The organism is Serratia liquefaciens, from assembly GCF_027594825.1.
Lineage (GTDB): Bacteria > Pseudomonadota > Gammaproteobacteria > Enterobacterales > Enterobacteriaceae > Serratia > Serratia liquefaciens_A.
In genome coordinates this window covers 4,679,237-4,704,738 of sequence record NZ_CP088930.1, presented here as the reverse complement: position 1 = coordinate 4,704,738, position 25,502 = coordinate 4,679,237, and the positions used below count along the sequence as shown (strand labels likewise).

Below are 25,502 nucleotides of genomic sequence, written 5' to 3'. Positions count from 1 at the left end.
GATAAAAGTGAGTCGCTCATGTTTAAGCTCAACCCTGTCGCCTGGCTGATCTGCATCGCCATGCTGCCGCTCAGCGGCTGTGACCAAAAAACGGTGGCCAATACCATGGGGGGAACCGCACCTGCTGTGGCCACGCCCGCGGCAGCATCAACCTATACGCCACTGAGTGCCGATCAATTGTATCAACTGGTCAGCCCGGTGGCGCTTTTTCCTGACAAACTGTTGGCGCAGGTGCTGGCCGCAGCGGGTTATCCCGATCAAATCAGCGCGGCGGATGGCTGGCTGGCGCAAAACCGCGGCCTGCAACCGGCGGCGCTCACCGCGGCCGCTGATGCCCAACCCTGGGACCCCAGCGTACGCGGTTTGGTACTGTTTCCTGACGTGCTGGATCAGATGGCCAAAAATATTCCCTGGACCACCGCGCTGGGCAGCGCTTATCTCAACGACCCTACCGACGTGATGAACGCCATTCAGGTCATGCGCCAACGCGCCGCCGCCAAAGGCTCGCTGAAAACGTCGCCACAGCAAAGGGTGGTCGTCACGCCCTCGACCCGATACGTTGAACCGCAACCCTATCCGCAAAGCGTCGTGGTTGCGCCGGCGCAAACCATTGTCATTGAGCCCAGCCAGCCGGATGTGGTTTACGTGCCGCGTTACGATCCCTGGGTGGCCTATGGCGAGCCCGTCCCCGCCTACCCGAGCTATCACTATCAGAGTGCCTCAGGCTACAGCAGTGGCGATATGCTGGCGGCAGGCGCGATCAGTTTTGGCGTGGGCGTCGCGGTCGGGGCATTGATCAACCAGCATAATGACGGCTGGCATAGCTGGGACGTGCGCTGGAATGATCGGCGTCAACCGGTGGTTTATAACAATGCGCCTTATATCTCGCACTCCACCACGGTGATTAACCGTGTCACCAATATCAACCAATACAATAATGTGAATCGCAGCACCACGGTGAATAACTACCACAACGCGCCAGTCAATCAGGTGCCGCATTTTGCCGCACCAACGCCTTATGCAGCCCCTAAGGTTGCCAACCTGCAACAGCCACATTTTACGCCGCCCGTCGCAGCCAATGAACACCAACCGATGACGGCGCCGAACTTTACCCATGCAGGAACGTCGGCCCCCCATGCAGTGACGCCGGTCGCCCATGTTCAGCAGCCAATGACCCTGCCGAGTTTCGCTCATTCAACACAGGCGGCCGTGCGCCCGCACTCAGCGACAGTCTCGGCCCCCGTTCATCAGGCCGAGATCCGACCGGCTCGTACGTCTGAACAACATCTACCGACACCTGTCAGCGTACAGCAAAGGGCGCAGCTGCCGGCCATCAAACCTGTCGAACACGTCGCGCCCAAGGCTAACATTCTTCACCCACAGCCGGTTCAACCACGGCCAAATGCCATGATGTCGCATAACGCACCGACACCGTTCCATCAGCCGCAGATTCAACAGGCACAGCATCACCCTGCCCCAGCGGCCAAACCGCAGGAACATCGCCCGCTAAAAGTGGAAGAACACAAAGTAGGATAAACGAATGCCCCCGGTCATGGCCGGGGGCAAAGAAAGGATTAGCGGCTGACTTTCACCGCGGTACCGCTGACGGTCACCATTAACATGCTGCTGTCTTTACCGACGGTTTCGTAATCGATATCAATGCCGACCACCGCGTTGGCCCCCAATTCTTTCGCCTGCTCTTCCAACTCCCGGAAGGCAATCAGGCGCGCTTTACGCAGCTCTTTCTCATAAGCGCCCGAACGGCCACCCACGATGTCACGCACACCGGCAAAAAAATCACGGAAAATATTGGCGCCCAAAATGGCCTCGCCGGTGACAACGCCGCAGTACTCGGTAATAGTAAACCCTTCCAGGGTCGGGGTAGTGGAAAGCTGCATGAAAACTCCTTGCTTGATTGATTCATCGCACTTATCTGACCATTGATTTGGCATTATGTTCTGTATTGAAATGGCACGCAGTACGAATGCAAGGCCTGAAATCGCATTTATACTGTAGGCTAATGGTCTTCATGGTAGAGACTTTCACATAAGGTAATGAGATGAAAACAAAAACGATTGCGGCTGTTTTGCCCTTAGCGCTGTTACTGAGTGCCTGCACCACCGTCGAACCGGCATTCAAGGATATCGGCTCCCGTACCGGCGGTTGTGTGGAAGGCGGCCCGGATACGGTCGCACAGAAATTTTACGATCTGCGCCTGCAACAGGGTGCCGCTACCACCCTGCCCGACAGCAACCGTCTGGCGCAGCTGCAACCTTACCTGAGTAAAGTGCTGTATCAGGACCTGGTGGCGGCCAACCAGAACCCGGGCAAACATCAGGTCACCGGCGATCTGTTTACCGGTAACGCGCAGGGTCCGACCAGCGCCAGCGTCGCCAGCGCTTCTACCATCCCGAATACCGACGCCAAAAATATTCCGCTGCGCGTGCAGCTCAGCTACCAGAAGGACGGCGGCAGCGCGGTCAACTGGCAGGATGAGGTGCTGATGGTGCGTGAAGGCACCTGTTGGGTGGTGGATGATATCCGCTATCTGAACGTGCCGCCGCATGCCGCCAGCGGGACGCTGCGTCAGGTATTGGAAAACCAGTAAGCTTACACGCCCCACCGTCATCGCCCTGATGCCGGTGGGTAAAAAAATGCCTTGATTCCGCTCAACATTCGTTCACTTTGAGAATTTTCGCTACATACCTCACAGCGTGCACGACAAATCCCCCCTTCGAACCTGACTCGCGGTATCTTGTGCTATTCTTTTACTATCCTGCCGCGCAGTAATAAATTTTAACGCACAAAGATTGCATAAGTATTCTGTGGAAGTTAACATTCGCGGCATCAATATCTATTCAATTCTGGCGCATGAGCATTCAACTTAACGGTATCAACTGCTACTACGGCGCACATCAGGCGCTGTTTGACATCACGCTGGATTGCCCAGCAGGGGAAACTTTAGTGCTGCTGGGTCCAAGCGGCGCGGGGAAGAGTTCATTGCTGCGGGTGTTGAACCTGCTGGAAATGCCGCGTTCGGGTCAGTTGCAGATCGCCGGCAATCAATTCGACTTCAAGCAGGCTCCCGGCGAAAAAGCCATTCGCGAGCTGCGTCAGAACGTCGGCATGGTATTCCAGCAATACAACCTCTGGCCTCATCTTACCGTCGTGCAAAACCTGATCGAAGCGCCGTGCCGCGTACTGGGCCTGACCAAGGCTCAGGCGATGGAGCGCGCCGACAAGTTGCTGAAGCGCTTGCGCCTGACCGACTTTGCCGACCGCTTCCCGCTGCACCTTTCCGGTGGCCAGCAGCAACGTGTGGCCATTGCCCGTGCGCTGATGATGGAACCGCAGGTGCTGCTGTTCGACGAGCCGACCGCCGCGCTGGATCCCGAAATCACCGCCCAAATCGTCAGCATCATTCGCGAGCTGGCCGGCACCGGCATCACCCAGGTGATCGTCACCCACGAAGTGGAAGTGGCGCGCAAAACCGCCAGCCGCGTGGTGTACATGGAAAACGGCCACGTGGTGGAGCAAGGTGATGCCAGCCACTTCACGCAGCCACAGACCACCGAGTTTGCCAATTACTTATCACACTAACAATTTTACTTGCTGTAATTTGGGGAGTTTGCGATGAAAAAACTAATAATCGCCGCCGTTCTGGCTGGCATCAGCGTTTCCGCCTCTGCAGCCGAAACGATCCGTTTCGCTACCGAAGCTTCTTATCCTCCGTTTGAATTTATTGACGCCGGCAACAAGATCCAGGGGTTTGACGTCGATCTGGCCAATGCGCTGTGCAAAGAGATGCAGGCCGAATGCAGCTTCACCAATCAGGCTTTCGACAGTCTGATCCCAAGCCTGAAGTTCAAGCGTTTTGACGCAGTGATGGCCGGTATGGACATCACGCCTGAACGTGAAAAACAGGTGCTGTTTACCAAGCCGTATTACGACAACTCCGCGCTGTTTGTCGCCCAGAAGGGCAAAGTTGCCGACGTAGCGGCGCTGAAAGGCAAAAAAGTGGGCGTGCAGAACGGCACGACGCACCAGAAATACCTGACCGATAAGCACCCTGAAATCACCACCGTGCCTTACGACAGCTATCAGAACGCCATTTTGGATCTGAAGAATGGTCGCGTTGATGCAGTATTTGGTGACACCGCAGTGGTCAACGAATGGCTGAAACAGAATGCCGCTCTGGCCGCGGTAGGCGATAAGGTGACCGACAAAGACTACTTCGGTACCGGGCTGGGCATTGCCGTTCGTCAGAAAAATACCGATCTGCAGGGCAAGTTCAACGCCGCCCTCGACAAGATCAAACAGGATGGGACTTACGAAACCATCTACAAAAAATGGTTCCAGCAGTAATCTATCCCCATGAATGAAATTCAACCTCTAGCAAGCGCCGCCGGGATGACCGTCGGCCTTGCCGTTTGCGCCCTTATCCTCGGGTTGATCCTGGCGATGCTGTTTGCCGTCTGGGAGTCATCTCGCTGGAAAGTGGTCAGTTGGCTCGGCACCGCCTGGGTCACGCTGTTACGCGGCCTGCCGGAAATTCTGGTGGTGCTGTTCATCTATTTCGGCTCATCGCAGCTGCTGTTGATGCTGTCCGACGGCTTCACCCTGAACTTTGGCCTGTTCCAACTGCCCGTCCAACTGGCGATTGATAATTTCGAAGTCAGCCCGTTCCTGTGCGGCGTGATTGCCCTCGCCCTGCTCTATTCCGCCTATGCGTCGCAAACATTGCGCGGGGCGCTGAAAGCGGTACCGCAAGGGCAATGGGAATCCGGTCAGGCTCTGGGGATGAGCACCCCAGCGATTTTCTTTCGCCTGATCATGCCGCAGATGTGGCGCCACGCCCTGCCGGGGCTGGGCAACCAGTGGTTGGTTCTGCTGAAGGACACCGCGCTGGTGTCGCTGATCAGCGTTAACGACCTGATGCTGCAGACCAAGAGTATCGCCACTCGCACTCAGGAGCCCTTTACCTGGTATGTGATCGCGGCGGCAATCTATCTGGTGGTTACCCTGTTCAGCCAATACATCATCAAACGTATTGAACTGCGCACCACGCGCTTTGAGCGGGGGCCAGCCTGATGTTTGAGTTCTTGCCGGAAATTATCAAAGGGCTGCACACCAGCCTGACGCTGACCGTTACCGCCCTGATCGTGGCACTGCTGCTGTCATTGGTGCTGACGGTGATCCTGACGCTGAAAACGCCGATCCTGACGCCGCTGGTGAAAATCTATATCACCCTGTTCACCGGTACGCCGCTGCTGGTGCAGATCTTCCTGATCTACTACGGCCCCGGCCAGTTCCCGGCGATCCGCGAATATCCGTGGTTGTGGGATCTGCTGTCACAGCCGTGGCTGTGTGCGATGATCGCATTGGCGCTGAACAGCGCGGCCTACACTACCCAACTGTTTTACGGTGCCGTGAGGGCGATCCCTGCCGGTCAGTGGCAATCTTGCGAAGCGCTTGGCATGTCGCGTGCCCAGTCGTTGCGTATCCTGCTGCCCTTTGCCTTCAAGCGTGCGCTGTCGTCTTACTCCAACGAAGTGGTGTTGGTGTTCAAGAGCACCTCGCTGGCCTATACCATTACCCTGATGGAAGTGATGGGATACAGCCAGCTGATGTATGGCCGTACCTACGACGTGATGGTGTTTGGTGCCGCCGGGTTGGTGTATCTGTGCGTCAACGGCCTGCTGACGTTGTTGATGCGCGTGGTCGAGCGTCGGGCGCTGGCCTTCGAGCGCCGCAACTGAGCCCGCCTCCTCAGGTCTCGGAGCCCTGCCATCGCGCGGGGCTTTTTTATTTCCGCTGTAATTTTTTAATCATTTATATTGCATATTAATGCATTAAATGTCAGGGTAAACGTCGATAAACAGCCGCCTAAACCTTTGGGTTATTGTCAGTAAAATCAAGCGGTGAAGAGATAAAAACACGCAGACTTGCAGACAGGAGCTTTACGCATGAAAAAACTATTACTTGCCGCTACGGTATTGGCGGGCATCGCCTTCAACGCCAGTGCAGCCGAGACCATTCGCTTCGCCTCTTCCGCCACCTATCCTCCCTTCGAATCGCTGGATGCCAGCAACAAGATTGTCGGGTTTGATATCGATCTGGCTACCGCGCTGTGCAAGCAAATGAAAGCCGAATGCACCTTTACCAATCAGGCGTTCGACAGCCTGATCGCCGCCCTGAAATTCAAAAAATACGACGCGGTGATTTCCGGTATGGACATCACGCCAGAGCGCAGCAAGCAGGTTTCCTTTACCCAACCTTATTATGCCAACTCAGCGATCGTGATCGCGCAGAAAGGCAAATTCAGCTCGCTGGCGGATCTGAAAGGCAAAAAGATCGGCATGGAGAACGGCACTACCCACCAAAAATACATGCAGGACAAACACCCGGAGATTAATACCGTCTCTTATGACAGCTACCAGAACGCCATTCTCGAACTGAAAAATGGCCGTATTGACGGCGTATTCGGTGATACCGCGGTGGTCAACGAGTGGTTGAAGAACAGCCCGCAATTGGCGCCGGTCGGTGAGCATGTTACCGATGCACAATACTTCGGCACCGGCCTGGGCATTGCCGTTCGCCCGGACAACCAGGCGCTGCTGGCCAAGCTGAATACCGCACTGGACGCCATCAAGGCGGACGGCACCTACAAAGCCATCAACGACAAGTGGTTCCCGCAGTAAGATCTCGCCAGGGCGTGGTGTTCCACGCCCTGGCTCAAACTTACCCTCTACTGCCGCCACCTTGTCTCAAAAACGCCTTTACTGGCGTACCAGCAGCGTCAGCACTTCATAGTGGGCGGTATGGGGGAACATATCAAACAGTTGCACGCGCTCAATGCGGTAATCCGGCAACATCTCAATGTCTTTCGCCATCGTCTCGGCGTTACAGCTCGAATACAGAATATAGCCGGGTGCCATCTGATTCAGGTATTCGCATAAGGCTTTACCGATGCCGCGCCGTGGCGGATTGACCAGTACCAGTTGAGGCACGCTGCCTTCGGTGGTGGCGAACCGCGTGGAATCCAACGCCTGGAAATCAACCTGCTGCAGGCCCAGCGTTTCCGCTGACTGACGCGCACAGGCAATCGCCTCGGCGCTGATCTCAATCCCGGTCAAGCGGGTTTCCTTCTGCGCACAGTGCAGGCCAAATCCCCCCACACCGCAGAACAGATCCCACATGCTTTCGATCCCCAATGCACGAACCCAGTCACGAGCGGTAGCGTACAGTTCAGCCGCCACCTTGGGGTTAGTCTGGAAAAAGCTTTGCGGGCGGATATACAACGGCACCTGATTAAATTGCTCTTCTAGCGCCTGCTGTTCGCTCAGCGGGATCTCACGCTCTCCTTCCATAATCGCCATATGCACTGGCTGAATATTGGCGGAGATCACCCTGAGTTGTGGCAATTGCTGCTGTAACCACGGCAACGCCGCCCGCAGCTGTGCCAATTTACTCTCTGAACGCAGTACAAAGCGCAGCATCACGCCACCACTGTGGGTGCTTTCGGTCAGCAGCAGGTACTTCAGTTCCCCGCGCTTACGCGCCACGTTGTAGGGCGTCAAACCGGCGCGGGCGATAAAACTTTTCAACACCGCGAACATGGGCGCAAAACTGGCGGGATACAGCGGACAGGCACTCAAATCAACCGGCGTGCCATCGCGGTGCAGCATGCCGAGCAACGGGCGCTCTACGCTACCGCTGACCACCATCTTGGCCTTATTGCGAAATGCGCTCTGCTCGCCGGCGATCGGCGCCAACCACTGGGCAACGTCACGTTCTTCCAGCAGGGATTGCAGATGATGCTGTTTGTCTGTCAGCTGCTGCGGGTAAGGCTTTTCCAGCCACTGACAAGAACGGCAGGTGCCCGCCGTATACAAGGCGCAATGCATTAAGTTGACTCTGAGTTCGGGGTGAATAATTAAGGGCGCAGAGTTTATCACTCTACGCCCTTAAAATCTCAATTGTGCGCGGCGAAATAGCGGCGGCTGGCGGCGGGAACAAACAATAATGCCAGGATGACAACATCGGGGATTTTCTGCAGGATCAACACGTGCAGAATTTGGCCGCTGGTTTCCCCCTCCACGGTAAAGACCTCGGGTAGAAAGCTGCCAATGGTCGCCAACAGCAAATAACCGACCACCGCACACTGACAGGCCACGTAGACCCAACGTCCCCAATTGCGACCGCGCATTACCGCAAAACCGCAGCTGATTTGCAGGCACAGCAGCACCAGACCGGCCAAAAATATCAGGGTGGAATCCCAGGCCTGGGCGCTGGTGCTGACAAACTCCTGAGCGCCATCGACGCCCAGTTCACCCAACAGCAACAGCACGCTGATGCATTTGATAGCCACCATCGCCGTACCGGCCACCATCACCGGTACTGGCGCATCTGAAGTCGTTCTCATTCCCTGCCTGCTGTTCAGCATGTCTGACATGTCCATGTTCCGCAATGAAACGCCGCCTATACCCGTCGTCTTTCAAGTTACAACTTTCAAATCTGTTCCAGACAGATTTGTCGCTCACCCCAGTGACCGTAGGGGGCGAATAAATTCGCCCCGATTAATGCGGGCGCAGCATACGGCGCCCCTACAATGCCTGGGGATGAGCGAGCTGGCCGCCTGGCTGTAACTCTAAAGCTATAGGGTATACTCAAACGAGATATATAAAGTCAGGTAATCAATTGCAATACCAATAATTGCAAAAATAGCAGGTTTAATCAGACTCAGCTACGGGCAGCCTTTTGTAATTCGCGCGATCGCTGTTTTTCCGAGCGCGCCATAAACCACCATGCAATCAGGCCGATAACGCCGACCACCAGCAATATCAAACTGGCCAGGGCGTTGATTTCCGGATTAACCCCCATACGCACGCTGGAGAACACCAGCATCGGCAAGGTGGTCGCGCCCGGCCCGGCGACGAAGCTGGCAATCACCAGGTCATCCAGCGACAGCGTGAATGCCAACATCCAGCCAGCAACCAGCGCCGGTGCAATCATTGGCAGCGTGATCACGAAAAACACCTTCAACGGGGTCGCGCCCAAATCCATCGCGGCCTCTTCGATCGAGCGATCCAATTCACGCAGGCGCGAACTGATCACCACCGAAACATAGGCAGTACAGAAGGTGACGTGCGCCAGCCAGATGGTGAACATGCCGCGTTCCGACGGCCAACCCAGCGTATGCCCCATCGCCACAAACAGCAGCAGCAGCGACAGACCGGTAATCACATCCGGCATAACCAGCGGTGCGGTCAGCATAAAGGCAAAGCCGGTTGAACCGCGAAAACGGCCAAAACGTACCATCACCACAGCAGCAATCGCGCCAAGCACAACGGCGGCGGTGGCTGAGGCGGCAGCAATGGTCAGGCTGAGCCCGACGGCGCTGATCATCGCCGAATCATGGAATAACGCGGTATACCAACGCGTCGACCAGCCCGCCCACACCGTCACCAGTTTCGAACTGTTGAACGAGTAAATCACCAGCATCAGCATCGGCGCATACAGGAAGGTGAAACCGAGCACCAAAATAGCGATACGCCACGGTGAACGCACTACCGGCAAGTTGTTCATCCCTGCCCCCCCATTTCCTTGTTCTGGTGCTTGTGGAACCAGAGAATCGGCAAAATCAACAGCAGCAACATCACGGTAGCCACCGCCGAAGCCACCGGCCAATCGCGGTTGTTAAAGAACTCCTGCCACAGTACCCGGCCAATCATAATACTGTCCGGCCCGCCCAGCAGTTCCGGGATCACGAATTCGCCGACCGCCGGGATAAACACCAGCATCGAGCCGGCAATGATGCCGCCACGGGTCAGCGGCACAATCACGCTGAAAAAGGTTTTCAGCGGTTTGGCGCCCAGATCCAGCGAAGCCTCTACCAGCGAATAATCCAGCCGCGTCAGGGCGGTATAAATCGGCAGCACCATAAACGGCAGATAGGAATACACCACGCCGATATAGACCGCCAGATTGGTATGCAGGATCACCAGCGGCTGATCGATAACCCCGAGCCACAGCAGGAAATTGTTAAGGATACCGTTGTTTTTCAATATGCCCATCCAGGCATATACGCGGATCAAAAATGAGGTCCACGACGGCAGGATCACCAACAGCAGCAAAATATTGCGGGTTGACGCTTTGCTGTGCGCCACTGCCCAGGCCAACGGATAGCCAATGATCAGGCAGCATACCGTCGATACCGCCGCCACCTGCAGCGACTGCAGATAGGCGTCCAGATATAACGGGTCGTCGGTCAGTTGCAGGTAATTGGCAAAGTTGAGCGCAATATCCAGCTTCCCGTCAGCCCAGCTCATCAGGTCAGTGTAAGGCGGCACCGCCAGCGCCAGCTCCGCCAGGCTGATCTTGAACACAATCAGGAACGGCAGCAGGAACAGCAACGTCAGCCACAGCAGCGGCACCGCAATCACCAGTTTGCGGCCGTGGGCCATTTGCAGGCGCTGGAAAAAGGCTTTCAGCGGGCCGGGCCCGTTGGCCGGCGGTTCCGGCGGCGTGCGTTCAGCAAGCATTGTCATAATGATTATTCCTCACCTTCGCCATTCACACCGTTAACACGACACAGCTGTCGGCTTCCCAACACAGCCGCACTTCGTCGCCCCAGGTCGGCATCCCTTTGCGGAAACGGTGACCGTTTTGCAATTGGGCGCTGAGCATCTGGCCGCTGAGCAGCTTCACGTGGTAGATCGACAAATCGCCGAGGTAGGCAATGTGCACCACCTCCCCCACGGCAAAGTTGCAGCCATCTTCCGGGATCTCTTCGCACAGCATGATTTTTTCCGGTCGCAGCGCAACCTGGATCGGCACCCCGTCCACCACCGAGGCGTCGGAGTCTACTTTGATTGCATGACGCAAACCGGGGCTTTGCAGGATCAGAGCATCCTCCTGACGCTCTTGCAGCACGCAGTCAAATACGTTGACCGAACCGATAAACTCGGCGCTGAAACGGCTGTTCGGGTGTTCGTAGATCTCTTCCGGCTCGCCGATCTGCACAAACTTGCCGCGATTCATGATGGCGATACGGCCTGCCATGGTCATCGCCTCTTCCTGATCGTGGGTGACCATCACGCAGGTCACGCCGACGCGCTCAAGAATGTCCGTCACTTCCAGCTGCATGCGGTCACGCAGTTTTTTATCCAGCGCGCCCATCGGCTCATCCAGCAGCAGCAGCTTTGGCCGCTTGGCAAGGCTGCGCGCCAGCGCCACACGCTGGCGTTGACCGCCGGAAAGTTGGTGCGGCTTGCGTTTGGCGAACTCCTGCATATGCACCAGCGACAGCATTTCCGCCACTCGCTCGGCGATTTCCCCACGCGGCATCTTGTCCTGTTTCAGGCCGAAGGCGATGTTTTGCTCCACCGTCATGTGCGGGAATAGCGCGTAGGACTGGAACATCATGTTAATCGGCCGCTGGTAGGGCGGCACGTGCGACATGTCTTGCCCGTCGAGCACGATTTGCCCTTCCGTCGGCTGTTCAAAACCGGCCAACATGCGCAACAGCGTTGACTTGCCGCAGCCGGAGGGGCCCAGCAGGGCAAATATTTCGCCTTTATAGATGGTCAGGCTAACGTCTTCGACCGCGTTTTGGCCGTCAAAGGTTTTGGTGAGGTTACGGATTTCCAGCAGAGGGGTGAAGACCTTCTGCGACTTGGCTTGAGGACGAGGGATAGCGTCGTTCAATCGGGGTGCTCTCCGGTGCAAACAGTACAAAAAACCACGGCGATTGCCATGGCCCAAAATGGCAATGCAGGCGGGTAGCCCCGCCTGCTGGTCAAGACAACACTGAAAGCCGGGCCCGGCATTTTGGGCCCTGAGTACTAGCGTCCGCTTTTAACTTTAGTCCAGGCGCGGGTAATCACACGATCCAACTTCGGCGACTGCACGTTCAGCGTGAACAGCTTGGCACGCAGATCGGCCGGTGGGTAGACGTTCGGATTATCACGCACTTCCGCTTTCACCAGCGGGGTGGAGTCCTTCACCGCGTTGGCGTAATAAACGTAGTTGCTGATACCGGCCATCACATCAGGCTTCATCAGGAAGTTCAGGAACTGGTAGGCGGCGTCCTTGTTTTTGGCATCTGCCGGCATGGCAAACATGTCAAAATAGGTCAGCGCCCCTTCTTTCGGGATAGCATAAGCCACGTTCACGCCGTTCTTCGCCTCTTTGGCGCGGTTGGCCGCCTGCATTACGTCACCAGACCAGCCTATCGCTACGCAGATATCACCGTTCGCCAGGTCATTGATGTATTGAGAAGAGTGGAAGTAACGGATGTTCGGCCGCAGCTTAAGCAGCAGATCGTTGGCCGCACCGGTGTAATCCGCTGCGTTGGTGCTGTTGGGATCCTTGCCCAGGTAGTGCAGCACGGTGGCGTAAACCTCACTAGGTGCATCCAGGAAGGAAACGCCGCAGCTTTTCAGCTTCTCGAGGTTTTCCGGCTTGAGGATCAGATCCCAGCTGTCGACCGGCGCGTCTTTACCCAGCACCGCCTTCACTTTGTCGACGTTATAACCGATGCCGGTGGTCACCATCAGGTAAGGGATGCCGTACTTGTTGTCCTTGTCATTGTGCGCCACCAGCTGCAGCATTTCGGGATCAAGGTTTTTGTAGTTCGGCATCTTGCTCTTGTCGAGCGGCTCGAAAATACCGGCCTTGGACTGGCGCTCAAGGAAGTTGGATGAAGGCACTACCAGATCATAACCGGTGCTGCCCGCCATCAGTTTGCCTTCCAACACTTCGTTGGAATCAAAGACGTCGTACACCACTTTAATGCCGGTTTCTTTCTGGAATTTGGCTAAGGTGTCCGGCGCAATATAGTCGGACCAGTTATAGACGTGCAGCGTTTTTTCCTCGGCTGACGCCGTGACGGACGCGGCCATCAGCAGGCCGGCAACAACACCCGATAACCACTTTTTACGTTGGGTGACCATCCGTAACTTCCTCCAAAACAGGGGTGAATCATAGAATTGAACTTGTATCGCAAACTGATACAAAACCTTTCCTGATCGAGCGCAATCGTTGCAACCGCGGATTGAATAGCTATGCAGTTGATTGCAGACACCTTTTTCAACTGCCCAGCCCGCATGGTCACCTGGGGAATCGCAAGCCCTTAGCAGAATCAGCAGCATAACCGCTGTTGCCAAAACGCACCAGCCTCCGGGGTCAAAAACGGCTTTTATCGATTTTTTATGCAGTTTCTCTCTATGTGATACGCCATTAATGGCATAAACGGCGAGAAATATCGGGCAAAAGAGGGTAAAACGCAGAATATATTATCGTGGAAGGAAATAACGGCAGCATGCCGCCAGAGGGGCGACATGCATAATCTACAGCGGGGATCAGTGCAACATTGGCAGGCGTTCGGCGCTAGCCGGGTTCTCTTCTTCGTCACCCATAAACAGCAGATCGTTCGCCCGCGCCTCGAGGATCACCATGGAGATCTGCTCTTCGCCCTGCTGCATAAAGTGCGTGAACTGTTCCAGTGTGACGCCCACGGCGATGCTCAGCGCCTGACAGACGATCAGCTTCGGCAGGTTATCGTCCTGGATATCGACAAAGGCTTTGATGGTCAGCGAGCTGGCGTTGATCTGGCTGAGATCGGCCACCAGAGGGATCAGCGCGGTCGGTTTCACCTCGGCCAGCGCGGAGAACAGAATAACATTGTCCACCAGATCGAGTTTGGCGTCGAACACGCCATCGAAGTTTTGCATGTGCGGCAGGTGCAGCGCCTGACAGGAATCGCACTCAAAGAATGAAATGCCCGATTGATCCAGCCAGCGTCGTAACAACGCCAAATCAGGGACAATGAGTGAATCCATAATACCAGCCTCACAATATTCAAAACGCGAAAAGGCGCATAGCTTACGGAATATTCCCCCGCGATGCCACGATCAATGCGGCTTAATTCGCTATTTGGGCAAATATCGCCGGGAAAAAACCGCAAAACTGGCGATGGCAAAGCCGATTTTGGTCGGCGACATCAGCCGCCCGACTTGAGACGAAATCCCGCTCTGGCGCGCGGCTCGATATACTCGATCATCATGCCGGCAATATCCAATCCCGTGGTGGTTTCCACCCCTTCCAACCCCGGTGAGGCGTTCACTTCCATCACCAACGGGCCGCGAGCCGCTCGCAAAATATCTACCCCGGCAACGTCCAGCCCCAGCGTGGTGGCAGCCTTAACCGCCACAGCTCGCTCTTTGGCAGTGATGCTCACTTTACGGGCTGTACCGCCACGGTGCAGATTGGAACGGAACTCTCCCGGTTTAGCCTGTCGCTCAATCGCGGCGACGACCCGCCCACCGACCACCAGGCAGCGAACGTCGCTGCCCTGGGCCTCGCGAATATATTCCTGCACCAGGATATGGGCGTTGAGACCACGAAAAGCATCAATCACGCTTTCTGCCGCCTGACGGGTTTCCGCCAGCACCACCCCAATGCCCTGCGTGCCCTCCACCAATTTGACCACCAATGGCGCGCCGCCGACCAGTTCGATCAAATCACCGGTGTCGTCCGGCGAATGGGCAAAACCGGTGATCGGCAGGTCAATCCCCTGCCGTGCCAGTAACTGCAGCGAACGCAGTTTGTCGCGTGCGCGAGTGATCGCCACCGACTCATTCAGCGGGTAACTGCCCAGCAGCTCAAACTGACGCAGGACGGCGGTACCATAGAAGGTGATAGCGGAGCCGATGCGCGGGATCACCGCATCGTAGCGCTCCAACTGACGACCGCGATAGTGAATGGTCGGCGCGGCCGGGTTTATGTTCATGTAGCAAGAAAGCGGATCGATAATATCCACGCTGTGGCCGCGCTGCTCTGCCGCCTCCACCAAACGCTTGCATGAGTACAGCGTTCCATCGCGCGAAAGAATGGCAATTTTCACTCGTCACCCCAAAAAGGCAATCACCTGTCAGGCAGGCATGCACCGGCGGCCATCACTTAGCCGCGCGGCTCACTGTCGTTTTTATCGATCGGCGAATGAGGCTTATGCCGATCGTTCTGCGGCGGTTGACCGCCACGCATTAGCGGACCGAATCCTTGCACCACGCGCCAAACCAAAAACGCCGCCGCCGGGACCATCAGCGCCACGCCGAGGAAAATCATGCCCACCGCTGCCTGCTGGGAAGCCAACCAGCCCGGCAATTGAACGTGACCGTGAATGCTCAGATAAGCCAGCACTAACGACAGCATGCCCAAGCCTTCCAAAACCAACACCGTACGGGGTAAGTCACCGAATGAACGCATATTTTTCTTCTCCAGAAGCTCTGCTTCCAGTGTAGTGAATTCCCCCCGATGGCGACAGCCCCGGCAACTTAATCGGTTAGATGAATCAGATTAACAGGTAATTCCTGCTTTTTTTTCGCTGACCCAACGGGCATAGTAGGCGCCATCAATGCGGGTAATGCTCAAGCTTAAGTCTTTTTGACTGACAGAATGTCATTGCAGTTGCGATTATATTATTGAATATCAATCTAAGGAGTGTTGCATGTTTGCAGTTATCTTCGGGCGCCCAGGCTGTCCTTATTGTGTCCGTGCGAAAGAGTTGGCGGAAAAACTGACTGAAGAACGTGACGATTTCAACTTCCGTTATGTTGATATCCACGCTGAAGGCATCACCAAAGCCGATCTGGAAAAAACCGTTGGCAAGCCGGTAGAAACCGTACCGCAGATCTTCCTCGATGAGAAACATATCGGCGGCTGCACCGATTTCGAAGCTTATGCCAAAGAAAACCTGAACCTGTTCCAGTAAACTTCAGGCGAGAACGACAAAAAGGCGCTCAAAGCGCCTTTTTTTATTGCCGCTCACGGCGGTGACATTGCAGATACGCCTGCAACAAGCCGCCGATAAACAGCGCCAGCAGCGCGCCAAACATGCACCAGAATACCGCGCTGGTGGCATAAGCCAATTCCTGCCAGAACGAGTAAGACGGTGTTAACCAAAAATGGCGGATAATCAGGCACAGCGGCAGAGCATAGAGCGCGCCCAGTAACGGGCAGATAATACGTTTTTTGCTCGACAGATAGCTGGCGACCACGCCGGGTATCACAAACAACAGCAGGCCGGTTTCCCCCCGATGCTCATGATCAGTACTGCCAAAGACCCCGCTCTGTTGCCCGAGATACACCAGGCTGAACAGCAGGAAACAGCTTAAAATACCCCACCAATACCGTTCGTTCGCCATACGATCTCTCCCCTTTAACCTGTTACCACACCGTAGAAATCAGCCGTGTCACAAAGCCGGTGACGCCTTGCCGTAAAACGGCAACGCTGAACTGAACTTTTTCCTTGGCTACTAAAAGAGAGCTACCCCGGTCATTTCAAGCCGTGTGCCCTTGCCCCCGAAGGCGGTGCCCTTAGGGCAGAACACCTTACTGAAAGCAAAAAATGGCGTTGCGGCATGAAATACAACGGGTATAAATGCGTTCGGCGGCGCAGGAACTCAGCTTTATGCTGGCTGTCACGCGCCATAGCGACTAGAATAAACGCCGCCGATCGATGGTTCGAATCGCCTTCCGCTGGTTAGTTATTTATGACGTCGCTTTTTGACTGAATTTATATCTTATAGTTATCTATATCAAGCACTTACTGGTAAACAATAAGTTATCCTCCGTGAACATAAACGTCGCTAGTTTGTTAAACGGTAACTACATCCTGTTACTGTTCGTGGTACTCGCACTGGGGCTGTGCCTCGGTAAAGTCCGTCTGGGCTCCGTTCAACTCGGTAATTCCATTGGCGTTTTGGTGGTTTCGCTGCTGCTCGGCCAGCAACATTTCGCCATTAACACCGAAGCGTTGAATCTCGGCTTTATGCTGTTTATTTTCTGCGTTGGCGTGGAAGCCGGACCCAACTTTTTCTCGATATTTTTCCGCGACGGCAAAAACTACCTGATGCTGGCGCTGGTGATGGTCGGTTCCGCGATGGTGATCGCCATCGGCCTCGGCAAACTTTTCCATTGGGATATTGGCCTGACCGCCGGCATGCTCGCCGGATCCATGACCTCGACCCCGGTCCTGGTGGGTGCCGGCGATACGCTGCGCAATACCATCACCAACGGCCCGGCGCTGCTGGCGGCACAGGATCACCTGAGCCTCGGCTATGCTCTGACCTACCTGATTGGCCTGGTGAGTCTGATTTTCGGCGCGCGTTACCTGCCCAAGCTGCAACACCAGGATCTCTCCACCTCCGCTCAGCAAATTGCCCGCGAACGCGGCCTGGACACGGACAGCCAGCGCAAGGTTTATCTGCCGGTTATCCGCGCCTACCGCGTGGGGCCGGAGCTGGTGGCCTGGGCCGATGGCAAAAACCTGCGCGAGCTGGGCATCTATCGCCAGACCGGCTGCTATATCGAACGCATCCGCCGTAACGGCATTTTGGCGAACCCGGACGGCGATGCGGTGCTGCAGGTGGGCGATGAGATTTCACTGGTTGGCTACCCTGATGCCCATGCACGACTGGATCCCAGCTTCCGCAACGGCAAAGAGGTTTTCGACCGCGATCTGCTGGACATGCGCATCGTCACCGAAGAAATTGTGGTCAAGAACAGCAATGCGGTGAACAAGCGCCTGAGCCAGTTGAAGCTGACCGATCACGGCTGCTTCCTCAACCGGGTGATCCGCAGCCAGATTGAAATGCCTATCGACGACAGCATCGTGCTCAACAAAGGCGATGTGCTGCAGGTCAGCGGGGATGCCCGTCGGGTGAAAAGCGTGGCGGAGAAGATCGGCTTTATCTCGATCCACAGTCAGGTCACCGACCTGTTGGCATTCTGCGCCTTCTTTATCATCGGGCTGTTGATTGGCCAGATCACCATCCAGTTCAGCAATTTCTCGTTTGGCATCGGCAACGCTGCCGGCCTGTTGATGTCCGGCATCATGCTCGGCTTCCTGCGTGCCAACCACCCGACCTTTGGCTACATTCCACAGGGCGCACTGAATATGGTGAAAGAGTTCGGTCTGATGGTGTTTATGGCCGGCGTCGGCCTGAGCGCCGGTGCCGGTATTGGCCACAGCCTGGGTGCTGTTGGCGGCCAGATGCTGATCGCCGGGCTAATCGTCAGCCTGGTGCCGGTGGTGATCTGCTTCCTGTTCGGCGCCTACGTGCTGCGCATGAACCGAGCCTTGCTGTTTGGCGCCATTATGGGGGCCCGTACCTGTGCGCCAGCGATGGAGATTATCAGCGACACCGCACGCAGCAACATTCCGGCCTTGGGCTATGCCGGTACCTACGCTATCGCTAACGTATTGTTAACCCTGGCAGGTTCTCTGATTGTGGTGTTGTGGCCGGGGATCCTCGGTTAAACGATAAGCAACGAAGATGAATCAGTGACAAAAATATTTTGAAATTTTTATCCCCGGTGAGAACTTTCCTTGCCGGGGGTAGTCTGAATTAGTGCCACTGCTTTTCTTTGATGTCCCCATTTTGTGGAGCCCGTTAGTCCCGCCTTTTTAGGTTCAAGACTATCGGGTTTTTTGTTGCCTGAAATAAAATGAATCGGTGGCCAGGCCCGGCAAAACCATTGACTCCTTTGGTGCCTAAACTATGACAGGCGGAATACAAACCACTTCCTCATTCATCCGAAGAATACGGGTTAACTCAAAGCGTTTGCGAGCAGCTTACCCATTTTGACATGTCTTGAAGGGATATATTCCCGCCCCACGCCACCATCCCGGCCACGGCATTGGCGAGAAGTTTGGGCGCAATGGCCAGGCTGCAATAAACAAAAAAAGCCCGCCGGGGGGCAATGGCCAACGGCGCAATGCACTCCCCAAAACGGGCTCATATTCACCAATCGCTTAGCTGTGCTAATGATTAGCACGCATCGATATTATTTCTGCTCGGCCTTGCTCACGGTATCTTCGGCTTTCCACACGCGGTATTTCACCTCCACGTCTTTTGGCACGTAAACCACAATTGGCAAGCGGCTGTTGTAACGCTGCATGGACGCGTCGCCCAGATTGGCAGCAATAAACTTCTGCTGTTTGGTATTATCTGGACAGCCCATCATGGTAGAAGCCGGTTCGGACAGTTTTTCCAGCACCAGGTAATCGTAGCCCCAGCCGGAAAGGGTTTTGCTTTCCAGCGTGCCACCGATCATATGGCGGTTACAGTCCACTTCCAGCGTTTTGCCGATCAGCAGTTCAACCTTGAAGTTCTCTTCGTGTTCCTGTTTCGGCAGGTAAATCACCTGACGATTCATGCCCTTTTCCGCTTTAGGGTAAGGCGCAACCTTTTCCAGCGGCTGTTTGCTGATATCGGTGTCTTCAGCGGATGTGGCAGCAATGGCGCTGGCGGAAACGGCCATCAGCAGGCCGGAAAATACGACGGATGCCTTGTTCATGTTTTATCCCTACAATGATTAAATGCTTCGCCCATAAGCTAATACACTACCGACAAGCCCGCCAGTAGTTTAATCTTCTTTACAATGGACAATGGTCAGCAACAACAACCAGAATGCCGACCATAAATCAGGATAAGCAATCAACGAGATGCGTTTTTGGCAATATAAGCCTTCACCACCTGATAGACATAATCCTGGCACGCCAGCCCGGTCTGCGGATCGTATTTACCCTGGTTGGTAATATTGTTGGACAGTACGCGAATGCCGACAAAAGGAATGTTGAAAGCCGCGGCTATCTGAGCGGCGGAAGCCGTTTCCATCTCCTCTACCGAGGTATGATAGTTTTCGCGGAAGTGACGAATGCGATCCAGTTCGCTGTTCCAGACGTCGGCGGAGCCAATCACCCCTTCAACCACCTTGCCCTGAGCGTAGCTGCCCTTAACGCTCTCCGCTACCGCCAACAGTTCAGCGTCTGCCGGGAATTGGCGGATCGTGTGGGGATTTTTATCCTCACCGGCGCTGCCTTTTGAAGCCAGCAAATCCATAGGTTGCCACTGCCGTGAATCACTGCCTTCGCCCGGTGCTTTTTTCGGCGTTTTAAACGCGCCCAGGCTGACCGAATATTTCCCCAGCACGATGTCATACACTTTCAGCGCAGGATCGTGGCCGCCGGCCGTCCCCTGATTGATGATCGCCACCGGGCGGAACTGGGTCGCGGCAATCGCCGTAGCCGCCGCCGCGTTAGACATGCCTTTCAGCGTTTCCGACACCACCACAGGATAACCGTCCACGGTGCCGCGCCAGAAGCGCCAGCCGCCAATTTGTTCTTCACGCGGGTTGTCCAGGCGTTGGGCGAAACGTTCCGCCTCCACCGGCATCGCGCCCTGAACCACAATCGGCCCGGGGACAACGCCCTGCTGCGCCATCGTCAGAGGAGAAAAAACCGCGCCACACACCGCCACCAGCACAAGATTCAATTTTTTAGTCATCGCCACATCTTCCCAATAAAAAGCAAACGATTACCTTAACTGAAAGCCGATAGCCAGCCTATCCCTTTCTCGCCGCAGGCTTGCCCTGGCATTAAGGTTTTCTTAAGACAGAATTATTACAGTGGGGCTCTCTATTACTGTCATTGAATCTGAGCCCCGCGTGAATCCAAAACCTTCACTAAATCAATCCTCAACAGCACCCCAAATTCAGACTAACGCCCTTTACTCCCTGCCAGCTTCCTTTTACCGTTGGCAGGTTTTTGGATTGACAGTCAGTGGATTGCTGTTCCTCTGGCTGTCGCGCAATGAACAGCTGGACTGGGCCATCAGCAATTTCTGGTTCGATGCCGCCAGCGGGCATTTTCCGTGGCAGAACGACCCCTGGCTGGACTTGATAAACCACCGCTTGCTGAAAATCGGCGTGATTACCGGTGCGGTGCTGGCGCTGTTTTGGGGTATTTATCGCCGTAACCCACGCATGATCGTCACCATGCTGCTGATCGGCATCGGTCCCCTGGTGGTCGGCGTGCTGAAAGCCACCAGCGCGCATTCTTGCCCATGGGATTTGATCGAATACGGCGGCAAGGCGATGTCCTACCCCCTGTTTGGGGCAATACCGGCAGAACCCGGCCCCGGGCGGTGCTTCCCTGGCGGCCATGCCTCCAGCGGCTTTGCCGTGATGGCGCTGTTTTTCCTGTTTTATCCGCAACGCCCGCGCCTGGCTTACTGGTGCTGGTTCGGCGGCATTGTGCTCGGCATGCTGATGGGCTTTGGTCAGGTGATGCGCGGCGCACATTTTCTTACCCATAACCTGTGGGCAGGTTGGTGGGTTTGGTTCAGCCAACTGGCTGTTTATTCGATAGTGAGCGGTTTTAGCCGCCGCAAGACGAGGTAACTATGATAGAGCAGTTGAATTATCTTCTTTTCGCCTGGATCAACGCGACCCCGGCGTCCCCCGAAGGATTAATCGATGTCGCCACCTTTTTGGCGCGCGATCTGATCGCCATCGTGCCGATGCTGATTATCGGGCTATGGTTGTGGGGGCCGCAGAATCAATTGGTGTCGCAACGTGAAGTGGTGGCCAAGACGACAATTGCTCTGCTGTTTGCCCTGCTTTCTGCTGCCACTATCGGTATGCTGCTGCCGCACGAACGGCCGTTCGTCGCCGGCGTGGGTTACACCTTCCTGGCGCATGCGCCAGACAGTTCGTTCCCCAGTGACCACGGTACCGCCATCTTCACCTTCGCACTGGCTTTCCTGTTCTGGCACCGCGTCTGGTCAGGTATTTTACTGTTGGTCGTCGCGGCGGGCATCGCCTGGTCACGGGTTTATCTGGGCGTACATTGGCCGCTGGATATGGTGGGCGGCTTCCTGCTCGGCCTGGTGGGCTGCCTGTTTGCCCAACTGGTGTGGAACCTGTTCGGCGACATCATTGCCGCTAAACTGACGCGCCTGTACCGTTTCCTGTTCGCCTTCCCGATCCGTAAAGGGTGGGTTAAAGAGTAATCTCTCTTCAGACAGGGGCGGCTCCGCCCCTGTTTCACACCCCCCCGGTCGTTACGCAAAACTCTCGCGTTTTTCCTGCCTCTATGACCATTGCCTGCCTTTTATTACCCGTCTGCAAGCCCGCGGTGGCCGGTTGTATAAACCGAAACAAACGCTGATTTCCCTGCTGTGTGATAGGACGCAGACCGTAGCTGAATTGTTCGGTCGAAAAACGCGTGACATATCGCCTTCCCTCTGACGCCAGCATAAAAAACTCGGCCTGATCGACATACAGCGATAAATCGTCCGAACACAACACGCCCTGATCGGCGATACCCCCGTCTGGCGTCAGGGCCGGTGCCGGCAAATTCTGCCGGAAAACCGCCGCAGGGATGCAGCCATAGTTCAGTTGGCAGACATAGTTAAGCGGCAGAGGCGCCTCGGCGAGATTAGTGATTTGCATACCAATAGAGAATTGTGCGCTGTCCGCCGTCAAGCTCACCGCCGGGCGCAGCCTGCACTGCCGATCGGCCAGTTCCCCACTGCCGTGCAGCGTCAGGGTATTGCCCTCAATCTGCAGGCCTACATGCTGTATGTCTAATAGCGAGTCGTCCTGATGCGGCCAAGGTGAATGAAAAGCCATGCCGCTCTGAGGATGGCAACGGGCCGCTTTGACGCTACGACGGCCCGACTTCAGCGAGTAGCCATCAAAATCGGCATCCCAAATCGTCAGGCCATGGAAGGGCAATACCCGCAGCGAGCCACGGCGATTTTCCAGCGTCAGCATCGGTCCTGCCTGAGCACAATGAACTGCGGTAACCACAAAATCCGCATTGCGGAAAACTTCATCCGGTTGTGCCCCAAACCGCTGCGGCACCAGATTTATTAGCATATCCATAGTTTTTCCCCTGGGTGTTCTCGCAGGCCAAACCTGCATTCAGCACCAAAATGTTACTTAAATAACATATCATCACTTCCAATGTTATACACCACACAGCCTAAAAACGATGATCTGTGCTTCATTTTAAAAATCACGCTATCCTAACCGTCAGATGAATGTTATTATTCTAACATTATTCACATTATGCTTTGATCAAACCTCAACAAGGAATCGAAATGACGACTGAAAACATTGATTACGCCCGCTATGTCGACCACACCCTGCTGGCGATGGATGCCACCGAAGAGCAAATCGCCAAACTCTGTGAAGAAGCGCAACAACACAACTTCTACGCCGTTTGCGTCAATTCCGGCTACGTGCCGCTGGCTGCGCATCTGCTGCAGGAAAGCGAAGTGAAAATCTGTTCGGTGATCGGCTTCCCTCTGGGGGCTGGCCTGACCGTAGCCAAAGCTTTCGAAGCCAAAGCGGCGATTGCGGCCGGCGCGCAGGAAATTGACATGGTGATCAACGTGGGTTGGCTGAAAAGCGGCCTGCAGGATCAAGTCAAAGCCGACATCGCCGCCGTGCGCGAGGTTTGCGCGGCGATCCCGTTGAAGGTAATATTGGAAACCTGCCTGCTCAGCGATGCGCAGATCGTTCAGGTTTGTGAAATGTGTCGCGAACTCGATGTGGCCTTCGTTAAAACCTCTACTGGCTTCAGCACCGGTGGTGCTCGTGAAGAGCACGTCAAACTGATGCGTGCAACGGTAGGCAGTGAGATGGGGGTTAAAGCATCCGGCGCCGTGCGCGATCGCGCAACCGCCGAGAAGATGATCAAAGCAGGCGCTACTCGTATCGGCACCAGCTCTGGCGTAGCAATCGTTTCCGGTGATCAGGCTGCCGCCGGCAGCTACTGATAACCTGAGGCGCCTCAGTACCGGGCGCGCGCCGTGATAATCTGATGCGGGGTAATATGTCCAGCCTTAGGCTGGTCAACTATTACCCCGCATTTGTGTGTTCGGCCCTGGAGAATGGCTCTTAACCCTGTGGGAAGACAGATGGAAACTCGGCGCGAAGAACGAATCAACCGGTTAGTCCAGGCGTTAAAACGCTCTGACAAGATCCATTTAAAAGAAGCCGCCGTGCTGTTGGGCGTTTCGGAAATGACGATCCGCCGCGATCTCAGCGCGGAGCCGGCCGCCGTGGTGCTGTTGGGCGGCTATGTGGTCGCCGATCCCCGCAGCAATGGCGTCACCAACTATTTTGTTTCCGATCAAAAAGCCAAACAGGTCACGGAAAAGCGTCGTATCGGCCTGCTGGCCGCTGCGTTGATCAACGAAAACGACACCGTATTTTTCGACTGCGGCACCACAACCCCGGCGATCATCGATGCCATTGCCGACGATCTGGTGTTCACTGCGGTATGCCACTCGCTAAATACCTTTCTGGCGCTCCAGGACAAACCGAACTGCAAAGTGATCCTGTGCGGCGGCGAGTTCAAGCCGAACAACTATATTTTCACCGCCGTCGGCCAGCACAACGAGCTGGATCATATCTGCCCGAATATCGCCTTTATCTCCGCCGCCGGTCTGAGCCTGCAGCACGGCGCCACCTGCTTTAATTTTGATGAGCTGGAAATGAAGCACCGGGCAATGGCCATGTCACAACAAAAAATCCTGGTGGCCGATCACAGCAAGTTCGGTAAAACCAAACCCGCCTGTATTGGCCCGCTGACGCAGTTTGACCGGGTGATTACCGATCGTCAGCCCGAGCCGCAGTTTGCGGACTTTTTCAGTGAAAACGCGATCGCCATTCGTTTTTAAGCTGAGTTTTACCGTCGGTTCCAGCCGACGGTGCCCTTCCCCTGGCTCCCTTTCCTCTGCAAAAATTGAACAAATAACCTTCGATTGATGCGCAAATCTCTTTATCCACAGCCAATCTCAGGTTAATAAATTGCAACAGTTCTTCCGGCTTATTCCTTTAGCACGGATAAATCCTACACAATATTACTTTCACTCCCAGTCTCTGCGGGGTTTTATATGATAAATCGCAGTAACATCCACAAGATAAATATCAACAATTACGTAACCAGTGCGGTTTAAATATAACCAATTCGGTTCATTTATATGATGAATGGTTAAGCATTTTTATCCGCTATCCAGTTAAATAGTTTACCTTCGTTATTAGCGGGATATTTTAAATAAATTCAAATAAAACAATTGGATAATAAGAAATTCACTTAAAATAACAATGTGATCTACGTCACTAAAACCGCTTATTCCGGGTTTTTAGCTAGATCCAAACCCACGCTTAAAATATATTGCTCGGCTTGCTGACAACGGCAGCGTTTTATCTGGTTACAGATTATTCACACCGGATAAATCCTGAAACATCCATGAGAGCGTTCTCAGCATGAAATCTTACACAAGCGCGCAACATATGCATGAAAAACCAATAAAAAAGCAATTAGCCGCACACATTACGCATTTGAGAGCATGATCACGGTTGTTTCTACTGTAAATCGTTATCTTGCCGCCAACGAAAATCGGCAGGCCATGACCTTCCGGCAGCAGTATCGATGTGAGTCCCTTCGGGGGTTGAACATCACTTGATTAATTACCCGCCACGCAGGCCAACGGTAATTAGCATAATAAACAACCAGGGGGACGCCAATTATCCCCGCAAGCAACACCTGATTCTTACCGATGCCGCCATCTGCTGTTGCGACATTCGGTTTTAACCTTAAGTTTTGCCTTTAATTTTAAATTAACGTGTTCACTTCG

At 55.0% G+C, this 25,502-nt stretch carries 27 protein-coding genes; 13 read left to right on the top strand and 14 right to left on the bottom strand.

The features are described from left to right. The first annotated feature begins 18 nt into the window (after positions 1-18). Positions 19-1,536: a DUF3300 domain-containing protein gene (locus LQ945_RS21710; protein WP_270101711.1), complete on the top strand. Its 1,518-nt coding sequence runs from the start codon at positions 19-21 to the stop codon at positions 1,534-1,536. Between the two features lie 38 nt (positions 1,537-1,574). Here LQ945_RS21710 and LQ945_RS21705 read toward each other — a convergent pair whose 3' ends face one another. Further along, entirely contained in the window at positions 1,575-1,898 is a 324-nt protein-coding gene (locus LQ945_RS21705) for a heavy metal-binding domain-containing protein (RefSeq protein ID WP_020826090.1), read from the bottom strand. Between the two features lie 161 nt (positions 1,899-2,059). Here LQ945_RS21705 and LQ945_RS21700 point away from each other — a divergent pair, with 161 nt between their 5' ends. From LQ945_RS21700 to artJ (LQ945_RS21675), 6 genes are all read left to right on the top strand, one after another. Then, positions 2,060-2,608, top strand: a complete 549-nt coding sequence (locus LQ945_RS21700) for a lipoprotein (protein WP_262240066.1) — start codon at positions 2,060-2,062, stop codon at positions 2,606-2,608. 263 nt (positions 2,609-2,871) lie between these two features. After that, positions 2,872-3,600, top strand: a complete 729-nt coding sequence (artP, locus tag LQ945_RS21695; RefSeq protein ID WP_044549466.1) for an arginine ABC transporter ATP-binding protein ArtP — start codon at positions 2,872-2,874, stop codon at positions 3,598-3,600. 33 nt (positions 3,601-3,633) lie between these two features. Then, positions 3,634-4,365, top strand: coding sequence for an arginine ABC transporter substrate-binding protein (artJ, locus tag LQ945_RS21690; RefSeq protein ID WP_020826087.1), 732 nt, complete (start codon positions 3,634-3,636; stop codon positions 4,363-4,365). 9 nt (positions 4,366-4,374) lie between these two features. Beyond that, on the top strand, positions 4,375-5,091 hold the full coding sequence (gene artQ / locus LQ945_RS21685; protein ID WP_262240068.1) for an arginine ABC transporter permease ArtQ: 717 nt from the start codon (positions 4,375-4,377) through the stop codon (positions 5,089-5,091). Further along, entirely contained in the window at positions 5,091-5,759 is a 669-nt protein-coding gene (gene artM / locus LQ945_RS21680; RefSeq protein ID WP_020826085.1) for an arginine ABC transporter permease ArtM, read from the top strand. Before artQ ends, artM begins: the two co-directional genes overlap by 1 nt. A gap of 207 nt (positions 5,760-5,966) precedes the next feature. Beyond that, the gene (gene artJ / locus LQ945_RS21675; protein ID WP_182821560.1) at positions 5,967-6,701 is read left to right on the top strand and encodes an arginine ABC transporter substrate-binding protein; all 735 of its coding nucleotides are present in this window, start codon (positions 5,967-5,969) and stop codon (positions 6,699-6,701) included. 78 nt (positions 6,702-6,779) lie between these two features. Here artJ (LQ945_RS21675) and rlmC read toward each other — a convergent pair whose 3' ends face one another. The 9 genes from rlmC to LQ945_RS21630 all read right to left on the bottom strand — a co-directional run bounded on the left by rlmC (position 6,780) and on the right by LQ945_RS21630 (position 15,270). Continuing rightward, positions 6,780-7,907, bottom strand: a complete 1,128-nt coding sequence (gene rlmC, locus LQ945_RS21670; protein WP_270101710.1) for a 23S rRNA (uracil(747)-C(5))-methyltransferase RlmC — start codon at positions 7,905-7,907, stop codon at positions 6,780-6,782. Between the two features lie 68 nt (positions 7,908-7,975). Then, positions 7,976-8,455 carry a YbjO family protein gene (locus tag LQ945_RS21665; RefSeq protein WP_044549458.1) on the bottom strand — a complete coding sequence of 160 codons (480 nt, stop codon included), beginning with the start codon at positions 8,453-8,455 and terminating at the stop codon, positions 7,976-7,978. 287 nt (positions 8,456-8,742) lie between these two features. After that, a complete protein-coding gene (gene potI, locus LQ945_RS21660) occupies positions 8,743-9,588 on the bottom strand; it encodes a putrescine ABC transporter permease PotI (RefSeq protein WP_182821564.1) in 846 nt (281 codons plus the stop codon). Then, positions 9,585-10,550 carry a putrescine ABC transporter permease PotH gene (potH, locus tag LQ945_RS21655; protein WP_420136169.1) on the bottom strand — a complete coding sequence of 322 codons (966 nt, stop codon included), beginning with the start codon at positions 10,548-10,550 and terminating at the stop codon, positions 9,585-9,587. Before potH ends, potI begins: the two co-directional genes overlap by 4 nt. Positions 10,551-10,575: 25 nt before the next feature. After that, the gene (gene potG / locus LQ945_RS21650) at positions 10,576-11,709 is read right to left on the bottom strand and encodes a putrescine ABC transporter ATP-binding subunit PotG (RefSeq protein WP_270101709.1); all 1,134 of its coding nucleotides are present in this window, start codon (positions 11,707-11,709) and stop codon (positions 10,576-10,578) included. A gap of 137 nt (positions 11,710-11,846) precedes the next feature. Next, complete coding sequence (potF, locus tag LQ945_RS21645; RefSeq protein WP_020826078.1) at positions 11,847-12,956, bottom strand: spermidine/putrescine ABC transporter substrate-binding protein PotF; 1,110 nt, start codon at positions 12,954-12,956, stop codon at positions 11,847-11,849. 408 nt (positions 12,957-13,364) lie between these two features. Beyond that, positions 13,365-13,844, bottom strand: a complete 480-nt coding sequence (locus LQ945_RS21640) for a YbjN domain-containing protein (RefSeq protein WP_044549453.1) — start codon at positions 13,842-13,844, stop codon at positions 13,365-13,367. A gap of 161 nt (positions 13,845-14,005) precedes the next feature. Next, positions 14,006-14,908, bottom strand: a complete 903-nt coding sequence (gene rimK, locus LQ945_RS21635; RefSeq protein ID WP_182821566.1) for a 30S ribosomal protein S6--L-glutamate ligase — start codon at positions 14,906-14,908, stop codon at positions 14,006-14,008. Between the two features lie 56 nt (positions 14,909-14,964). After that, complete coding sequence (locus LQ945_RS21630) at positions 14,965-15,270, bottom strand: YbjC family protein (protein ID WP_270101708.1); 306 nt, start codon at positions 15,268-15,270, stop codon at positions 14,965-14,967. Positions 15,271-15,511: 241 nt separating this feature from the next. Between LQ945_RS21630 and LQ945_RS21625 the strand changes: the two genes are divergently transcribed. After that, a complete protein-coding gene (locus LQ945_RS21625) occupies positions 15,512-15,775 on the top strand; it encodes a GrxA family glutaredoxin (RefSeq protein ID WP_012006074.1) in 264 nt (87 codons plus the stop codon). A gap of 43 nt (positions 15,776-15,818) precedes the next feature. On the opposite strand, the gene LQ945_RS21620 is transcribed toward LQ945_RS21625, so the two are convergent. Continuing rightward, entirely contained in the window at positions 15,819-16,208 is a 390-nt protein-coding gene (locus tag LQ945_RS21620) for an inner membrane protein YbjM (protein ID WP_269933964.1), read from the bottom strand. A 428-nt stretch (positions 16,209-16,636) separates the two neighbouring features. Between LQ945_RS21620 and LQ945_RS21615 the strand changes: the two genes are divergently transcribed. Then, complete coding sequence (locus tag LQ945_RS21615; protein WP_041414378.1) at positions 16,637-18,325, top strand: aspartate:alanine antiporter; 1,689 nt, start codon at positions 16,637-16,639, stop codon at positions 18,323-18,325. Between the two features lie 527 nt (positions 18,326-18,852). Here LQ945_RS21615 and eco read toward each other — a convergent pair. After that, positions 18,853-19,365: a serine protease inhibitor ecotin gene (eco, locus tag LQ945_RS21610; RefSeq protein ID WP_269933969.1), complete on the bottom strand. Its 513-nt coding sequence runs from the start codon at positions 19,363-19,365 to the stop codon at positions 18,853-18,855. Positions 19,366-19,505: 140 nt separating this feature from the next. After that, positions 19,506-20,354, bottom strand: a complete 849-nt coding sequence (locus LQ945_RS21605) for a 5'-methylthioadenosine/S-adenosylhomocysteine nucleosidase (RefSeq protein ID WP_270101707.1) — start codon at positions 20,352-20,354, stop codon at positions 19,506-19,508. A 160-nt stretch (positions 20,355-20,514) separates the two neighbouring features. Here LQ945_RS21605 and LQ945_RS21600 point away from each other — a divergent pair, with 160 nt between their 5' ends. Together LQ945_RS21600 and ybjG are read left to right on the top strand one after the other, a co-directional pair. Then, complete coding sequence (locus LQ945_RS21600; protein WP_270101706.1) at positions 20,515-21,249, top strand: phosphatase PAP2 family protein; 735 nt, start codon at positions 20,515-20,517, stop codon at positions 21,247-21,249. A gap of 5 nt (positions 21,250-21,254) precedes the next feature. Beyond that, the gene (ybjG, locus tag LQ945_RS21595; RefSeq protein ID WP_269934042.1) at positions 21,255-21,860 is read left to right on the top strand and encodes an undecaprenyl-diphosphate phosphatase; all 606 of its coding nucleotides are present in this window, start codon (positions 21,255-21,257) and stop codon (positions 21,858-21,860) included. A gap of 34 nt (positions 21,861-21,894) precedes the next feature. On the opposite strand, the gene LQ945_RS21590 is transcribed toward ybjG, so the two are convergent. Next, positions 21,895-22,737, bottom strand: a complete 843-nt coding sequence (locus LQ945_RS21590; protein WP_270101705.1) for a hypothetical protein — start codon at positions 22,735-22,737, stop codon at positions 21,895-21,897. A 218-nt stretch (positions 22,738-22,955) separates the two neighbouring features. Here LQ945_RS21590 and deoC point away from each other — a divergent pair, with 218 nt between their 5' ends. Both deoC and deoR read left to right on the top strand, forming a co-directional pair. Then, on the top strand, positions 22,956-23,636 hold the full coding sequence (gene deoC, locus LQ945_RS21585; RefSeq protein ID WP_044549430.1) for a deoxyribose-phosphate aldolase: 681 nt from the start codon (positions 22,956-22,958) through the stop codon (positions 23,634-23,636). 141 nt (positions 23,637-23,777) lie between these two features. Further along, entirely contained in the window at positions 23,778-24,542 is a 765-nt protein-coding gene (deoR, locus tag LQ945_RS21580) for a DNA-binding transcriptional repressor DeoR (protein WP_044549429.1), read from the top strand. Positions 24,543-25,502 lie beyond the last annotated feature (960 nt).

Bases quoted from the DNA above. Each gene is read 5' to 3' on its own strand.
- LQ945_RS21625 (WP_012006074.1), top strand. From the start codon at position 15,512: ATGTTTGCAGTTATCTTCGGGCGCCCAGGCTGTCCTTATTGTGTCCGT.
- artQ (WP_262240068.1), top strand. From the start codon at position 4,375: ATGAATGAAATTCAACCTCTAGCAAGCGCCGCCGGGATGACCGTCGGC.
- rlmC (WP_270101710.1), bottom strand. From the start codon at position 7,907: ATGCATTGCGCCTTGTATACGGCGGGCACCTGCCGTTCTTGTCAGTGG.
- deoR (WP_044549429.1), top strand. From the start codon at position 23,778: ATGGAAACTCGGCGCGAAGAACGAATCAACCGGTTAGTCCAGGCGTTA.
- artM (WP_020826085.1), top strand. From the start codon at position 5,091: ATGTTTGAGTTCTTGCCGGAAATTATCAAAGGGCTGCACACCAGCCTG.
- LQ945_RS21640 (WP_044549453.1), bottom strand. From the start codon at position 13,844: ATGGATTCACTCATTGTCCCTGATTTGGCGTTGTTACGACGCTGGCTG.
- artJ (WP_020826087.1), top strand. From the start codon at position 3,634: ATGAAAAAACTAATAATCGCCGCCGTTCTGGCTGGCATCAGCGTTTCC.
- LQ945_RS21700 (WP_262240066.1), top strand. From the start codon at position 2,060: ATGAAAACAAAAACGATTGCGGCTGTTTTGCCCTTAGCGCTGTTACTG.
- LQ945_RS21630 (WP_270101708.1), bottom strand. From the start codon at position 15,270: ATGCGTTCATTCGGTGACTTACCCCGTACGGTGTTGGTTTTGGAAGGC.
- LQ945_RS21710 (WP_270101711.1), top strand. From the start codon at position 19: ATGTTTAAGCTCAACCCTGTCGCCTGGCTGATCTGCATCGCCATGCTG.
- artP (WP_044549466.1), top strand. From the start codon at position 2,872: ATGAGCATTCAACTTAACGGTATCAACTGCTACTACGGCGCACATCAG.
- deoC (WP_044549430.1), top strand. From the start codon at position 22,956: ATGACGACTGAAAACATTGATTACGCCCGCTATGTCGACCACACCCTG.
- potF (WP_020826078.1), bottom strand. From the start codon at position 12,956: ATGGTCACCCAACGTAAAAAGTGGTTATCGGGTGTTGTTGCCGGCCTG.
- LQ945_RS21620 (WP_269933964.1), bottom strand. From the start codon at position 16,208: ATGGCGAACGAACGGTATTGGTGGGGTATTTTAAGCTGTTTCCTGCTG.
- eco (WP_269933969.1), bottom strand. From the start codon at position 19,365: ATGAACAAGGCATCCGTCGTATTTTCCGGCCTGCTGATGGCCGTTTCC.
- LQ945_RS21705 (WP_020826090.1), bottom strand. From the start codon at position 1,898: ATGCAGCTTTCCACTACCCCGACCCTGGAAGGGTTTACTATTACCGAG.
- LQ945_RS21590 (WP_270101705.1), bottom strand. From the start codon at position 22,737: ATGGATATGCTAATAAATCTGGTGCCGCAGCGGTTTGGGGCACAACCG.
- LQ945_RS21665 (WP_044549458.1), bottom strand. From the start codon at position 8,455: ATGTCAGACATGCTGAACAGCAGGCAGGGAATGAGAACGACTTCAGAT.
- artJ (WP_182821560.1), top strand. From the start codon at position 5,967: ATGAAAAAACTATTACTTGCCGCTACGGTATTGGCGGGCATCGCCTTC.
- LQ945_RS21605 (WP_270101707.1), bottom strand. From the start codon at position 20,354: ATGACTAAAAAATTGAATCTTGTGCTGGTGGCGGTGTGTGGCGCGGTT.
- potI (WP_182821564.1), bottom strand. From the start codon at position 9,588: ATGAACAACTTGCCGGTAGTGCGTTCACCGTGGCGTATCGCTATTTTG.
- potH (WP_420136169.1), bottom strand. From the start codon at position 10,550: ATGACAATGCTTGCTGAACGCACGCCGCCGGAACCGCCGGCCAACGGG.